Here is a 14,853-nt window from a genome sequence, read left to right as displayed (position 1 = left end):
CTCACGCCACGCGGCTTGCTGGGAGGCTCGCGGTCTCGCCGCGCATATCGAGCTCGATCTCACGCGACAGCTCGACGATCATTTCAGGATGCTGGCCGTTCTCGAACAGCGCGTATTTGACGGCCTGGGCGCGGTTGACGAACAGGCCGCCATAGAGGCCGTTCTGTTGCTGGGCGACCCACTGGCCGCGATGGTTGCGGCCAATGAAGACGATAGTGGACGCGGCGCTACACGAGGGAGGTTCGACGAGTTTCACGGTTGTAGTCCTTCTTTCGTTTCTGACGCGTTTTCCGAACGCGAACCGGTATCCGGTTCGCTCGAAAACGCTTCAGTCACAGTCACGCGATCAATGTCTGATTTGCCGGATATGAAATCGAGCGCGAAGGGCGGCCGACTTCATAGGAGCGGCATAGGATTTTCCGGGATGGATTCAGAGGCGCTGGACGATGCCGGGGCCGAGCGCACACAGCGCGACATAGGCGGTCATCTCGTCCCAGTGGTTGAGGTTTGCGGCAAACGGCATTTCGCGCTTGGCGATCCCTGCAAAGGCACAGATCACCGCCGACATCCACAGCAGCGTGACGAGGCCCTTGCCGAAGCCGGTACCGGCGAACACGGCAAAGCCGATCATGATGGCAAGCCGGAAGCCGAACCGAACCATGACCTGGACCGACTGCAGCTGCCGCGGCAGTTGTTTGGTGTCCACGCCGGCGCCGCCTTCAGCCGATATTGTCGACGAACAGCGGCTCGTACACCGCGCGCGTGTCGCGACGGACGGTCGGCACGCTGGTTCGGCTATCGGGTGTGGAGATCCGCTGTGCCTCGACGAAGGCGCTGAGGATCGCAAGCGCAAGATCGGCATGGCGGGTCTCGATCGACTGGTCGAGCCAGTCCGGCAGTTCGCGTTCGCGCGACAATGCGCAGTGCCACTCGCCCTCGTCATAGACCAGGCGGCGAATCTGCCATTGCGGCAGTTCCAGATCGAGCAGCGCGATCGCGGCGTCGGTCCAGGCGCCTGACTGGATCAGGCGCTCGACGCGGCGGGTCTTGCCGCTCTGTCCGACCGAGGGGAATCGCCGGCAGGTCTGGCTGATGATGTCGGCCATGAATTCGGCTGTCACCGCATAGGCATCGCGCAGCCGTTCGCCGAGATCGATGGAGGTGTTTTGGGAAAGCACTGACATGGCGTCATCTCGTCTTGCGCGGCCCAAGGAAAGCCAAGCTCAAGGCATTGGCCGCAGGCTCAAAATGGCCGGAGTGCCATTTGAAAACGAGATGAGCCGAGGGGCGGAGATATAGGGATTCCATAAAGGCCAAGTTGTCGTCCTGGCGAAAGCCAGGACCCATTACCACCGAATCTGCTTGTGAGATCAGGTTGGGGCCCCAGCCATCGCAAAACTCGGACCTGTGGTTATGGGTCCCGGCTTTCGCCGGGACGACGGCTGCGGAAGTCGTGGCACTTATACGATTCCTATAACGTCCTTATTCGCCACCTCTCGAAAACCTATGCCCCGGATGGCACCTCACGGCCATCCCTCGCGGAGCGCTTATACGGTCGCCCCGCGCCCCCTCGGATGCATAGGAGTCTTTCATGATGGACATTCTCATGGCGGCGCTTGCGGTCGGCTTCTTCGCGGCCGGCATCGGTTACGCCTACGCCTGCGAACGGCTGTAATGGAGGCGGCGATGATCTTCGATTATTCGCTCGCCGGCCTCGTCTCGCTCGGCCTGCTGTTCTACCTCACTTACGCATTGCTGCGGCCCGAACGCTTCTAGGCGGCCCGCGATGTCAGCGCTTTGCACAATTCTGTTAGCCGACGCGATGCTGACCGGGCTGTTGCTCGGCTTGTTCGCGTCGATGCTGCGCTTCGCTCCCATTCGAAAGGTTTGACGCAATGACCGTCATCGGCTGGATTCAAATTATTCTGTTTTGCGCGATCGTTGCCGCGCTGGTCAAACCGCTCGGCTGGTACATGACCCGCGTGTTCAATGGCGAGCGCACCTTCCTGTCGCCCGTGCTGCGCCCGGTCGAGCGCGGCATCTACTGGGTCGGCGGCGTCGACGAGCGGCGCGAGCAGCACTGGCTGACCTATACGGTCGCCATGCTGCTGTTCCACGTCGGTGGCTTCGCCATCATCTACGGGTTGATGCGGCTGCAGGCAGTGCTGCCGTTCAACCCGGCCGGGCAGTCGGCGGTATCGGAGGATCTCTCCTTCAACACCGCGGTCTCCTTCATCACCAACACCAACTGGCAGAACTACGGCGGCGAGAGCACGCTGTCCTATCTGGTCCAGATGGTCGGCCTGACCCACCAGAACTTCCTGTCGGCGGCGACCGGCATCGCGCTGGCGATGGCGCTGATCCGCGGCTTCACCCGCTCGTCGATGCGCACGGTCGGCAATTTCTGGGTCGACGTCACGCGCTGCACGCTCTACGTGCTGCTGCCGATCTGCGTCGTCTACGCGCTGTTCCTGGTCTGGCAGGGCATGCCGCAGACGCTCGGCGCCTATGTCGACGCCACCACGCTGGAGGGTGGCAAGCAGACCATCGCGCTCGGACCGGTGGCTTCGCAGGTCGCGATCAAGATGCTCGGCACCAATGGCGGCGGCTTCTTCAACGCCAACGCCGCGCATCCGTTCGAGAACCCGACCGCGCTGTCGAACCTCGTGCAGATGGTCTCGATCTTCGCGCTCGGCGCTGCCATGACCAACGTGTTTGGCCGCATGGTCGGCAACGAGCGCCAGGGCTGGGCGATCTTCGCCGTGATGGGCATCCTGTTCGTCGCCGGTGTCAGCGTCACCTACTGGGCGGAAGCCAACGGCACCACCGCGTTGCACGCGCTCGGCCTCACTGGCGGCAACATGGAGGGCAAGGAGGTTCGCTTCGGCATCGTCGCGTCCTCGCTGTTCGCCGTCGTCACCACTGCGGCCTCCTGCGGCGCGGTCAACGCGATGCATGACAGCTTCACCGCGCTCGGCGGCATGATCCCGCTGATCAACATGCAGCTCGGCGAAGTCATCATCGGCGGCGTTGGCGCCGGCTTCTACGGCATGCTGCTGTTCGTCGTGCTGGCGATCTTCGTCGCCGGCCTGATGGTCGGCCGCACCCCGGAATATGTCGGCAAGAAGATCGAGGCGCGCGAAGTCAAGATGGCGATGCTCGCGATCCTGGTGCTGCCGCTGATGTATCTCGGCTGGACCGCGGTCAGCGTGGTGCTGCCGTCGGCGGTGGCCTCGATGGCGAACTCCGGCCCGCACGGCTTCACCGAGGTGCTGTACGCGTTCACTTCCGCGACTGGCAATAACGGCTCGGCCTTCGCGGGCCTGACCGGCAACACCCTGTTCTACAATCTGACGCTCGCCTCCGCGATGTTCGTCGGCCGTTTCTTCATGATCGTGCCGGCGATGGCCATTGCAGGTTCGCTGGTCGAGAAGAAGTCGATCCCGGCCTCGGCGGGCACTTTCCCGACCACCGGCGGGCTGTTCGTCGGCCTCGTCATCGGCGTGATCCTGATCATCGGCGGTCTCACATTCTTCCCGGCGCTGGCGCTCGGGCCGATCGTCGAGCACCTCGCGATGAACGCCAACACCCTGTTCTGATCGAATTGTCCGGAGTGACAACCATGGAAACCACAAGACTGCAGAAGCAGGTGACGGCGTCGACCATGTTCGACCCGAAGATCCTGGTGCCGGCGATCCGCTCGGCCTTCGTCAAGCTCGATCCCCGCCTGATGGCGAAGAACCCCGTGATGTTCGTGGTCGAGGTCGTGGCCGCGTTGACCACGGTGATCTTCGTCCGCGACCTCGTCACCGGCAGCGCCAATCTCGGCTTCACCTTCCAGATCATCCTCTGGCTCTGGTTCACGGTGCTGTTTGCCAATTTCGCCGAGGCCGTCGCCGAAGGCCGCGGCAAGGCGCAGGCGGAATCGCTGAAGAAGACCCGCACCGAGAGCCAGGCCAAGCTGCTCACCGGTACCGACCGGACCTATCGCATGGTGCCCGGCACTTCGCTGAAGGTCGGCGACATCGTGCTGGTCGAGGCCGGCGACAACATCCCGTCCGACGGCGAGGTGATTGAAGGCGTGGCCTCGGTCAATGAAGCGGCGATCACGGGTGAATCCGCGCCGGTGATCCGCGAGTCCGGCGGCGATCGTTCCGCGGTCACCGGCGGCACCCAGGTGCTGTCGGACTGGATCCGCGTCCGCATCACCGCAGCCCAGGGCTCGACCTTCATCGACCGCATGATCAAGCTGGTGGAGGGCGCCGAGCGGCAGAAGACGCCGAACGAGATTGCGCTCAACATCCTGCTGGCGGGCCTCACCATCATCTTCGTGTTCGCCACGGTGACGATCCCGAGCTATGCGGCCTATGCCGGCGGCTCGATCTCGGTCGTGGTGCTGGTGGCGCTGTTCGTGACGCTGATCCCGACCACGATCGGCGCGCTATTGTCGGCGATCGGCATCGCCGGCATGGACCGCCTGGTGCGCTTCAACGTGCTGGCGATGTCCGGCCGCGCGGTAGAGGCTGCCGGCGACGTCGATACGCTGCTGCTGGACAAGACCGGCACCATCACGCTCGGCAACCGCCAGGCGACGGCATTCCGTCCGATCCGCGGCGTCTCGGAGCAGGACCTCGCCGACGCGGCGCAGCTTGCCTCGCTAGCCGACGAAACGCCGGAAGGCCGTTCGATCGTGGTGCTGGCCAAGGAGAAATACGGCATTCGCGGCCGCGACATGCATGAGCTGGCCGCGACCTTCGTGCCGTTCACGGCGCAGACCCGCATGAGCGGCATCGATGCCGGCACGTCGTCGGTCCGCAAGGGCGCGGTCGACGCCATCCTCGCCCATGTCGACGGCGGCTCGTCGCGTGCGCTTGCTTCGGGCAATACGGTCCGCGCGGTCGCGGCGACGATGAGCGCCGAAGCGCGCGAGATCCAGTCGATTGCCGACGAGATCGCCAAGGCCGGCGGCACGCCGCTGGCCGTCGCCAAGGACGGCAAGCTGCTCGGCGTCGTGCATCTCAAGGACATCGTCAAGGGCGGCATCCGCGAGCGCTTCGCCGAACTGCGCCGGATGGGCATCCGCACCGTGATGATCACCGGCGACAACCCGATGACCGCGGCCGCGATCGCGGCCGAAGCCGGCGTCGACGACTTCCTTGCGCAGGCAACCCCCGAGGACAAGCTCAAGTTGATCCGCGATGAGCAGTCCAAGGGCAAGCTGGTCGCGATGTGCGGCGACGGCACCAACGACGCGCCGGCGCTGGCGCAGGCCGATGTCGGCGTCGCCATGAACACCGGCACGCAGGCCGCCCGCGAGGCGGGCAACATGGTCGACCTCGATTCCAACCCGACCAAGCTGATCGAGGTGGTCGAGATCGGCAAGCAGCTGCTGATGACCCGCGGCGCGCTGACCACGTTCTCGATCGCCAACGACGTCGCGAAGTACTTTGCGATCATCCCGGCGATGTTCCTCGCGTTCTATCCGCAGCTCCAGGTGCTGAACGTGATGCGCCTGGCGAGCCCGCAGAGCGCGATCCTGTCGGCGATCATCTTCAACGCGCTGATCATCATCGCGCTGATCCCGCTGGCGCTGAAGGGCGTCAAGTATCGCGCGGTCGGTGCCGGCGCGTTGCTCGGCCGCAACCTGATGATCTACGGCTTGGGCGGCATCATCATCCCGTTCATCGGCATCAAGGCGATCGACCTCGTCGTCGCCGCTTTGGGCCTGGCTTAACCACAACGTCATTGCGAGGAGCGAAGCGACGAAGCAATCCATCCATCCGCTGATCCATGGATTGCTTCGCTTCGCTCGCAATGACGAAGGAGACTTAGGAGACCTATCATGTTGAAAGAAATCCGCCCCGCCATCCTCGTGCTGGTCCTGCTGACCGCGATCACGGGCCTTGCCTATCCGCTCGCCATCACCGGGATCGCCGGCGTCATCTTCCCGCGGCAGGCGCAAGGCAGCCTGATCGAGCGGGACGGCAAGGTGATCGGCTCCGCCCTGATCGGGCAGGAGTTCAAGGAGGACAAGTATTTCCACGGCCGGCCGTCGGCGACGGTCGCGCCCGATCCGAATGACTCCACGAAGACCGTGCCGGCGCCCTATAACGCGGCCAACTCCGGCGGCTCCAACCTCGGTCCGACCAGCAAGGCGCTGAACGACCGGGTCAAGGAGGATGTCGAGAAGCTGAAGGCGGAGAACCCGTCCGCCAGCGTACCGGTCGATCTCGTGACCACGTCGGGCAGTGGGCTCGATCCGGATATCTCGCCGGACGCTGCGCTGTTCCAGGTGCCGCGGGTCGCCAAGGCGCGCAGCATGTCCGAGGACGCGGTGCGCGAGCTGGTGACGCAGAACACGCAGGGCCGCTTCGCAGGCGTGATCGGCGAGCCCCGCGTTAACGTTCTTGCGCTCAACCTGGCGCTCGACGCGGCAAACGCAAAATAGGGGAGTAGGCTGTCTCTCGCAGGATGACTATATTGCGATATGGCCAATCAGCGCGACCCTGACAAACGACCCTCGCCGGATGCGCTGCTGGAGGCGGCGCGCCGGGAGACCGATCGATCGGGGCGGCTGAAGATCTTCATCGGCGCCGCCCCCGGCGTCGGCAAGACCTACGAGATGCTCTCGAGCGCCCACGCCCGCCTCAAGGCGGGCGTCGACGTCGTGGTCGGTGTCGTCGAAACCCACGGTCGAATCGAGACCGAGGCGCTGCTCAGGGGTCTCGAAGTGCTGCCGCGGAAGCGGCTGGCCTATCGCGACCAGACGCTCGAGGAGATGGACCTTGACGCATTGATCGCGCGGCGGCCGCAGCTCGCGCTGGTCGACGAGCTCGCCCATACCAACGCGCCGGGCAGCCGGCATCCCAAGCGCTATCTCGACGTCGAGGAATTGCTGTCGCACGGCATCGACGTCTACACCGCGATCAACATCCAGCACATCGAGAGCCTCAACGACGTCGTCGCGCAGATCACCCATGTGCGGGTACGCGAGACGGTGCCCGACTCGGTGGTCGATCGCGCCGATGCGATCGAGCTGATCGACCTGACGCCCGACGATCTGATCCAGCGGCTGAAGGAGGGCAAGGTCTATGTGCCGAGACAAGCCGAGCGGGCGCTGGAGCACTATTTCTCGCCCGGCAATCTGACCGCGCTGCGCGAGCTGGCGCTGCGCCGCACCGCAGAGCGGGTCGACGAGCAGCTGCTCAACCACATGCAGGCCAATGCGATCCAGGGGCCCTGGGCCGCCGGCGAGCGCATCCTGGTGTGCCTGAGCGAGGACCCGCGCGCGGCCGGCCTCGTGCGCTACACCAAGCGTCTCGCCGACCGGCTGCATGCGCAATGGACCGCGGTCAGCATCGAGACGCGGCGCAGCCTGCAACTGAGTGACGAGCAGCGCGACCGGCTGGCCGACACCATGCGGCTCGCGGAATCGCTCGGCGGCGAGGCGCTGACGCTTCCCGGCGTCGGCCGCCGCATTGCCGACGACGTCATCAATTTCGCCCAGGCCAACAACGTCACCCAGATCATCATCGGCAAGTCGACGCGCTCGCGCTGGTTCGAGCTGACGCATGGATCCGTCGTGCACGATCTGGTGCGCCGTGCCGGCAATATCAGCGTCAACGTGATCGCCGGCGACGAGCTGCCGGTCGGCAAGGCGGCGGTGCAGACCGCGCAGCGGCAGGAGCCGTTCAATCCGCGGCCCTATCTGATGGCGCTGCTGCTGGCGGCGCTCGGGCTCGGCGCGGCCAAGCTGATCCAGCCGTTCTTCGGCATCGAGAATGTCGACCTCGTCTTCCTCACCGCCGTGGTCGGCGCCGCGGCGCGCTACGGCCTCGGGCCGTCGCTGCTGGCGAGCGTCGCGGCCTCGCTGTGCTACAACTTCTTCTTCCTGCCGCCAGTCTATACCTTCACCATCACCGACCCGACCAATGTCGCGGCGTTTTTCTTCTTCATGCTGATCGCGCTTCTGGTCTCCAACGTCGCGGCGCGGGTGCGCACGCAGGCCGACACCGCGATCAGCCGCGTCCGCACCACCGAATCGCTCTACGCCTTCAGCCGCAAGCTCGCCGGCACCGCGACACTGGACGACGTGCTGTGGGCGACCGCCTACCAGATCGCGCTGATGCTCAAGGTGCGCGTGGTGCTGCTGCTGCCGGAGGACGGGATGCTGACCGTCAAGAGCGGCTATCCGCCGGAGGATCAGCTCGATCAGGCCGATCTCGCCGCCGCCAACTGGGCCTGGGGCAACGATCGCCCGGCCGGCCGCGGCTCCGACACACTGCCGGGCGGCAAGCGGCTGTTCCTGCCGATGCGCACCGGGCGCGGTCCGATCGGGGTGATCGGCATCGACGACGACCGCACCGGGCCGTTGCTGACGCCGGACCAGCGCCGGCTGCTCGATGCGCTGGTCGACCAGGGCGCGCTGGCGATCGAGCGCGTGCTGCTGGTCGAGGACATGGACCGCGTCAAGCGCACGGTGGAATCCGACCGGCTGCGCGGCGCGCTCCTGACCTCGATCTCGCACGATCTCAAGACGCCGCTGGCCTCGGTGCTCGGCTCGGCCTCGGCGCTGCGCGACCTCGGCGCCAACCTGAGCGATGCCCAGAAGCACGATCTGCTCGCCACCGTGATCGACGAGTCCGAGCGGTTGAATCGGTTTATCGCCAATCTGCTCGACATGACCAAGCTGGAATCCGGCGCGATCGTGCCCAACACGGCGCGGCACGATGTCGGCGAGATCGTCGGCAGCGCGCTGCGCCGGGCGAGCAAGATCCTGGTGCATCACCGGGTGTCGCTGGAGCTCGCGGCCGACCTTCCGATGCTGGAGCTCGACGCCGTGCTGTTCGAGCAGGTGCTGTTCAACCTGCTCGACAACGCCGCAAAATACGCCCCATCGGACACCACGATCTCGATCCGCGGCGCCCGCGATCGCGACACGATCGCACTGCAGATCCTCGATGAAGGCAACGGGATTCCCGCGGCCGAGCTCGAAAGCGTGTTCGACAAATTCTATCGCGCCGAGAAGGGCGACCATGTCCGCCCCGGCACCGGCCTCGGGCTTGCGATCTCGCGCGGCTTCGTCGAGGCGATGCGCGGCACGATCGCGGCGGCCAACCGCGCCGACCGCAGCGGCGCCGTCATCACCATCCGCCTGCCGATCCCCGCCGACACCAGCGCGCTGGACACTGCTGCATGAACGCCACGCCGATCAAGGTCCTGGTCATCGACGACGAGCCGCCGATCCGCAAGCTGCTGCGGATGGGGCTGAGCACGCAGGGCTACGACATCCTCGAGGCATCCAACGGCAAGCTGGCGCTGGAGATGCTGGCCGAGGGGCCGGCGCTGATCATCCTCGACCTCGGATTGCCCGACATCCAGGGCCACGATCTCTTGCGCATGATCCGCGGCCGCAACGAGAGCGTGCCGATCGTGGTGCTGTCGAGCCGCGGCGACGAGGCCGGCAAGGTGCAGGCGCTCGACCTCGGCGCCGACGATTATCTGACCAAGCCGTTCGGCATGGACGAACTGCTGGCGCGGTTGCGCGCGGCGCTGCGCCACCAGTTGCAGGTACAGGGCGAGCGGCCGGTGTTCCGATCCGGCGATCTTTCGGTCGATCTGGTGCGCCGGATCGTCAAGGTCGGCGACAGGGAGATCAAGCTGTCGCCGAAGGAATACGACCTGTTGCGCGTGCTGGTGCAGCATGCCGGCAAGGTGCTGACCCACCGCTTCCTCTTGAAGGAATTGTGGGACGAGCTGACCGACGCGCAATATCTGCGGGTCTATGTGCGCCAGCTTCGCCAGAAGATCGAGGCCGACCCGGAGCGTCCGCAATTCGTGCTGACCGAGACCGGCATCGGCTATCGGCTGCGCGCAGCGGACTAACATGTAGCCCGGATGAGCGAAGCGATATCCGGGGCATCTCCCGCATGTCGCTGCGCTCATGCGGGCTACGTTGGCGCCGTCGCCCGACGATACCAAGCGGAACTTTCGCTGCCATCGAGGCTTGTTTTCCCTCACCGGGAGAGAACCCATGGCAAGGAAATATTCGCGGAAAGCATCTCGCGATGTCGAGCGCGCGATGAAGAAACGCAAGGCCGGCACGCTGCGCAGCGGCCGCTCCAAGAAGAAGGTGAAGAGCCGCAAGCAGGCGATCGCGATCGGGCTGTCCGAGGCGCGTGCCAAGGGGCGGAAGGTGCCGAAGAAGTCGTCCAAGAAGAAGACGGCGAAGAAGCGCAAGACGGCCAAGAAGCGGAAGAGCTCGAAGAAGAAGTAGCGGACGAGTTGCATCCATCCGTCATTGCGAGGAGCGTAGCGACGAAGCAATCCACCCCTTCGCGTATGTGGAGAGATGGATTGCTTCGCTGCGCTCGCAAGGACGAGAGATCTCACCCCGCCTTGCGTCGCCGCGCGCTTGACCGGTGCGTCTTCTTGGCGGCGCGGCGATGCGAGGTCGGGCGGCGCGCGGTGGAGCGCGAGCGCCTTGCGCCGCTCTTGCCGCCTTTCAGGCTCTGCTGCAGCGCGTCCATCAGGCTCACGACGTTGCTTGGCTTCTGCTCGCGCTCGGCGGTCTTGATCGGCTTGCCGGCCGCCTTGCGGCGGACCAGGGCCTTCAGCGCGGTCTCATACTCGTCCTTGAATTTCGACGGATCGAAATGCGCGACCTTGCTGTCGAGGATATGGCCTGCGAGCTCGATCATGTCTTTCGTGACCTTCGGGCTCTTGATGTCGTCGAATAATCGTCGGCGTCGCGCAGCTCGTAGGGGTAGCGCAAGGTGGTGCCGAGCATACCCTTGTCGAGCGGCTCGATCGCGATCACATGCTCGCGGTTGGTCAGCACGATCCGCGCCAGCGCGACGCGGTCCTGATCCTTCATGGCGTCGCGGATGACCGCGAACGCGTCGACGCCGGCCTTGCCGTCGGGCCTGATATAATAGGGGTGGTCGAGATAGCGCTTGTCGATCTCGCCCTCGGGCACGAAGCTGTCGATGTCGATGGTATGGTTGCTCTCGATCTGGACCGCTTCGAGCTCGTCCTTCTCGATCTCGACATAATTGCCCTTGCTGACCTCGTAGCCGCGGCCCTTCTGGTCGCCCTCGACGACGTCGCCGGTCTCGGTATCGACCATCTGCTGCTTCAGCCGGTTGCCGGTCTCCCGATTGATCATGTGGAAGCGGGTCTTCTCGACCGCGGTCGAGGCCGGGTAGAGCGCCACCGGGCATGACACCAGCGAGAGCTTGAGCGTGCCTTTCCAGTAGGCGCGGGGAGCGGCCATGATCGCCTCCAAACAGCTTGAGTTTGGAACTTGAACGGATACCGTGGGTTTTGGTTCCTGATGGCCGCACGGAGGCGGCGGCCGTCGTTTGCGCCGAGGGTTTGCCGAGGTTTGTTGTGTCGCTGAGAAACCTGTCCACCTATCGCAAGAAGCGCGATTTCGAGAAGACCAGCGAGCCGTCGGGCGACGTCAAGGTCGCACCTAGCAAGCAGCGGCGCTTCGTCATCCAGAAGCACGACGCGACGCGGCTGCATTACGATCTGAGGCTCGAATTCGACGGCGTCTTCAAGTCCTGGGCGGTGACGCGCGGGCCGTCGCTCGATCCGCATGACAAGCGGCTGGCGGTCGAGGTCGAGGATCATCCGCTCGACTATGGCGATTTCGAAGGCACCATTCCCGAAGGCCAGTATGGCGGCGGCACGGTGCAGCTGTGGGATCGCGGCACCTGGGAATCGGACGATCCCGAGCGCGGCTTCAGGAAGGGCGACCTGAAGTTCACGCTTGAGGGCGACAAGCTGCACGGCAGCTGGGTGCTGGTGCGGATGAAGGGCGACCGCTTTGGCGGCAAGCGCACCAACTGGCTCCTCATCAAGCACCGCGACGAATATGCCGTTGACGGCAACGGCGAGGAGATCCTCGACGAGGACCGTTCGGTCGCCTCCGGACGCTCGATGGCGCAGATCGCGGCCGGCAAGGGCCGGGCGCCGAAGCCGTTCATGCTGGCCAAGGGCAACGGCAAGGCCAAAGCGGACGCGGTCTGGCAGTCCAACCACGGCATGGCTGCGGACGCGCGCGCCAGGACCAAGGCGCCTGCGCCCAAGGAGCGGCTGAAAGTGGCGCGGCAGGCGAAACCGAAGCAGGTATCGGAGATGCCCGATTTCGTCGCGCCGCAGCTCTGCGCCGCGGTCGAGTCTCCAGCCAATGGCACGGGCTGGTGCCACGAGATCAAGTTCGACGGCTACCGCGTGCAGTTGCGTGTCGAAGACGGCGAGGCCGTGCTGAAGACGCGCAAGGGGCTCGACTGGTCCGCCAAGTTCGGCGCGATCGTGAAGGAGGCGGAGAAGCTGCCGGATGCGCTGATCGACGGCGAGATCGTCGCGCTCGACAAGAACGGCACGCCGCATTTTTCGACGCTGCAGGCCGCGCTCTCCGACGGCAAGACGGATCGGCTGATCTTCTACGCGTTCGACCTGCTGTTCGCCGGCACCGAGGACCTGCGCCCGCTGCCGCTCGCCGAGCGCAAGGCGCGGCTGAAGCAATTGCTCGCGGCACGCAAGGGCAAGAACCTCCTGATCCGCTATGTCGAACATTTCGAGGAGCGCGGCGAGGCGGTGCTGGAATCCGCGCGCAAGCTCGGCCTCGAAGGTATCGTCTCCAAGCGGCTCGACGGTGCCTACCGTTCCGGCCGCTCCGACGACTGGACCAAGGCAAAAATCCGCGCCGGCCATGAGGTGGTGCTCGGCGGCTGGAAGACCACCAACGGCAAATTCCGCTCGCTGATGGCGGGCGTCTATCGCGGCGATCATCTGGCGTTTGTCGGCATCGTCGGCACCGGCTTCGGCCAGGATACCGTCCGCCGCATCATGCCGGCGCTGAAGGTGGCGGAGGCGGACAAGAGCCCGTTCGGCGGCAAGGACGCGCCGAAGAAGACCCGCGACGTGCACTGGCTGAAGCCGGAGCTGGTCGCCGATATCGAGTTCGCCGGCTGGACCGACGCCGGAAATATCCGCCAGGCCGCCTTCAAGGGCCTGCGCCAGGACAAGCCGGCGCACGAAGTCGAGGCCGAGCGGCCGGTTGTAACCAAAGTGGTGAAGCCGATGGCCAAGGGCGTGGCGAAGAAGGGCACCGGGAAGGCGTCCAGCGAGGTGATGGGTGTCGTCATCTCGCATCCGGACAAGGCGCTGTGGCCCGATGCGGGCGATGGCGAGCCGGTGACCAAGCTCGACCTCGCCAACTATTTCGAGGCGGTCGGCGAATGGATGATCTCCTATCTCAAGGGCCGGCCGTGCTCGATCGTGCGAGCGCCCGACGGCATCAAGGGCGAGACCTTCTTCCAGCGTCATGCGATGGCCGGCACGTCAAAACTCCTCAAGCTTGCGAAGGTCTCGGGTGACCGCAAACCCTATCTGCAGATCGACCAGATCGAGGGCCTGGCGGCGGTCGCGCAGCTCGGCGGCCTCGAGCTGCATCCCTGGAATTGCGCGCCCGATGCCTATGACACGCCGGGCCGGTTGGTGTTTGATCTCGATCCCGCGCCGGATGTCGCATTCACCGACGTGATCGATGCCGCCAAGGACATGCGGCAGCGGCTGACCGCGGTCGGTCTCGAAAGCTTCTGCAAGACCACCGGCGGCAAGGGGCTGCACGTCGTCACACCGCTGCTCGCAGGCAGCAGGGACAAGGTGACATGGAAGGAGGCCAAGGCGTTCGCGCAGGCGGTCTGCCAGTGGATGGCGCAGGACGATCCCGAGCGCTATCTGATCAACATGTCCAAGGCCAAGCGCACGGGAAGGATATTCCTCGACTATTTGCGCAACGACAGGATGTCGACGGCGGTCGCGGTGTTGTCGCCGCGGGCGCGTCCGGGGGCGACGGTTTCGATGCCGCTGACCTGGCCGCAGCTGCGCGGTGATCTCGATCCGAAGAAATTCACGCTACGCACCGTGCCGGCCTTGCTCGCCAAGACGAAGACCTGGGATGGCTACGAAGACGCGGCATCGTCGATCAAGTCGGCGATGAAGAAGCTTGCGGCGCAGTAGAAACTGTTGGGCAAGCTCGTGCCGTTGGCTTGGTTCGTCATACCCCGCGGAAGCGGGGTATCCAGTACGCCGCGGCTTATCGGTTCAATAGCAAGCGTCTCTGGAATACTGGATCACCCGCTTGCGCGGGCGATGACAGTCGTTGATGCGGATCGGGCACAGTGCCGCCACGCGCTACAGTCGTCCCATCAGGAGCAGGATCAGCAGGATCACGACGACCAGGCCGAGCCCGCCGCCGCCGTAATAGCCGGTGCCGTAAAACGGTCCGCCGCCGATGCCGCTGAAGCCGCCAAGCAGCGCAATGACCAGAATGATGAGAATGATCGTTCCAATTGACATCTAGCGTCTCCTCAGCCCCGCGGGCTCGTCTCGTTTCTGCCCTTCGGGAAGGAAAACAACCCGTAACTGTGAAGGTTCCGGAGTTGGCGGCGCGATAAAACTGTGTGGTTCTTCCGTTTGCCTTGGAACAGAACTACATCAACGAAATCCACGGAGGAGTGCATCGCAATGTCGGCGCCGCTGATCGTTTCGATACCCCATAGCCTCGGCCGCGACGAGGCGATGCGCCGCTTGAAAACGGGCCTGTCGCGCGCGACGGCGAACCTGCCGGTGCTGAGCGTCGACGAGGAGCGCTGGGACGACAACCGGATGAGCTTTCGTGTCCGGGCGCTGGGGCAGGTCGCGGCCGGGCATGTCGATGTCGAGGATGCCCATGTGCGGGTCGAGGTGACGCTGCCGTGGCTGCTGCAACGGTTCGCCGAGGTCGCGCAGGTGGCGATCCAGAAGCGCGGGAAATTGCTGCTGACCAAGCGCTGACGC

General features: G+C 65.0%; 13 protein-coding genes and 1 pseudogene. 9 read left to right on the top strand and 5 right to left on the bottom strand.

Going from position 1 to position 14,853, the window contains the following annotated elements:
- Nucleotide 1: 1 nt before the first annotated feature.
- The 3 genes from ACVWYP_RS35790 to ACVWYP_RS35780 form a co-directional block, all read right to left on the bottom strand.
- Nucleotides 2-256 (bottom strand): hypothetical protein, encoded by a 255-nt coding sequence (locus ACVWYP_RS35790; protein WP_069278093.1) that lies wholly within the window; start codon nucleotides 254-256, stop codon nucleotides 2-4.
- A gap of 174 nt (nucleotides 257-430) precedes the next feature.
- The gene (locus ACVWYP_RS35785; RefSeq protein ID WP_304496556.1) at nucleotides 431-706 is read right to left on the bottom strand and encodes a hypothetical protein; all 276 of its coding nucleotides are present in this window, start codon (nucleotides 704-706) and stop codon (nucleotides 431-433) included.
- Between the two features lie 13 nt (nucleotides 707-719).
- Nucleotides 720-1,184, bottom strand: a complete 465-nt coding sequence (locus ACVWYP_RS35780) for a hypothetical protein (protein WP_304496555.1) — start codon at nucleotides 1,182-1,184, stop codon at nucleotides 720-722.
- A 502-nt stretch (nucleotides 1,185-1,686) separates the two neighbouring features.
- Between ACVWYP_RS35780 and ACVWYP_RS35775 the strand changes: the two genes are divergently transcribed.
- The 7 genes from ACVWYP_RS35775 (at nucleotide 1,687) to ACVWYP_RS35745 (ending at nucleotide 10,276) form a co-directional block, all read left to right on the top strand.
- A complete protein-coding gene (locus ACVWYP_RS35775) occupies nucleotides 1,687-1,776 on the top strand; it encodes a K(+)-transporting ATPase subunit F (RefSeq protein ID WP_016846764.1) in 90 nt (29 codons plus the stop codon).
- Between the two features lie 119 nt (nucleotides 1,777-1,895).
- Nucleotides 1,896-3,599, top strand: a complete 1,704-nt coding sequence (gene kdpA, locus ACVWYP_RS35770; protein ID WP_304496554.1) for a potassium-transporting ATPase subunit KdpA — start codon at nucleotides 1,896-1,898, stop codon at nucleotides 3,597-3,599.
- Nucleotides 3,600-3,622: 23 nt separating this feature from the next.
- Nucleotides 3,623-5,734 (top strand): potassium-transporting ATPase subunit KdpB, encoded by a 2,112-nt coding sequence (gene kdpB, locus ACVWYP_RS35765; RefSeq protein WP_304496553.1) that lies wholly within the window; start codon nucleotides 3,623-3,625, stop codon nucleotides 5,732-5,734.
- A 108-nt stretch (nucleotides 5,735-5,842) separates the two neighbouring features.
- The gene (locus ACVWYP_RS35760) at nucleotides 5,843-6,448 is read left to right on the top strand and encodes a K(+)-transporting ATPase subunit C (protein ID WP_304496552.1); all 606 of its coding nucleotides are present in this window, start codon (nucleotides 5,843-5,845) and stop codon (nucleotides 6,446-6,448) included.
- Nucleotides 6,449-6,487: 39 nt separating this feature from the next.
- Nucleotides 6,488-9,199: a sensor histidine kinase gene (locus tag ACVWYP_RS35755; RefSeq protein ID WP_304496551.1), complete on the top strand. Its 2,712-nt coding sequence runs from the start codon at nucleotides 6,488-6,490 to the stop codon at nucleotides 9,197-9,199.
- Nucleotides 9,196-9,885 (top strand): response regulator, encoded by a 690-nt coding sequence (locus ACVWYP_RS35750; protein ID WP_028342451.1) that lies wholly within the window; start codon nucleotides 9,196-9,198, stop codon nucleotides 9,883-9,885. Before ACVWYP_RS35755 ends, ACVWYP_RS35750 begins: the two co-directional genes overlap by 4 nt.
- Nucleotides 9,886-10,033: 148 nt before the next feature.
- A complete protein-coding gene (locus ACVWYP_RS35745; RefSeq protein WP_304496550.1) occupies nucleotides 10,034-10,276 on the top strand; it encodes a DUF6496 domain-containing protein in 243 nt (80 codons plus the stop codon).
- A 112-nt stretch (nucleotides 10,277-10,388) separates the two neighbouring features.
- Here the strand turns inward: ACVWYP_RS35745 and ku are convergent.
- Nucleotides 10,389-11,275: pseudogene (ku, locus tag ACVWYP_RS35740) on the bottom strand (non-homologous end joining protein Ku).
- A gap of 116 nt (nucleotides 11,276-11,391) precedes the next feature.
- Here ku and ligD point away from each other — a divergent pair.
- Complete coding sequence (ligD, locus tag ACVWYP_RS35735; protein ID WP_304496549.1) at nucleotides 11,392-14,034, top strand: DNA ligase D; 2,643 nt, start codon at nucleotides 11,392-11,394, stop codon at nucleotides 14,032-14,034.
- Nucleotides 14,035-14,208: 174 nt separating this feature from the next.
- Here ligD and ACVWYP_RS35730 read toward each other — a convergent pair whose 3' ends face one another.
- Nucleotides 14,209-14,373: a DUF3309 family protein gene (locus ACVWYP_RS35730; RefSeq protein ID WP_076823921.1), complete on the bottom strand. Its 165-nt coding sequence runs from the start codon at nucleotides 14,371-14,373 to the stop codon at nucleotides 14,209-14,211.
- A 168-nt stretch (nucleotides 14,374-14,541) separates the two neighbouring features.
- On the opposite strand from ACVWYP_RS35730, the gene ACVWYP_RS35725 reads away from it, so the two are divergent.
- On the top strand, nucleotides 14,542-14,850 hold the full coding sequence (locus ACVWYP_RS35725) for a polyhydroxyalkanoic acid system family protein (protein ID WP_016846775.1): 309 nt from the start codon (nucleotides 14,542-14,544) through the stop codon (nucleotides 14,848-14,850).
- Nucleotides 14,851-14,853: the final 3 nt, after the last annotated feature.

It is taken from the genome of Bradyrhizobium sp. USDA 3262 (assembly GCF_054060035.1).
Note: the sequence above shows the minus strand (reverse complement) of the source record. Positions and strands in the feature narration are given on the sequence as shown.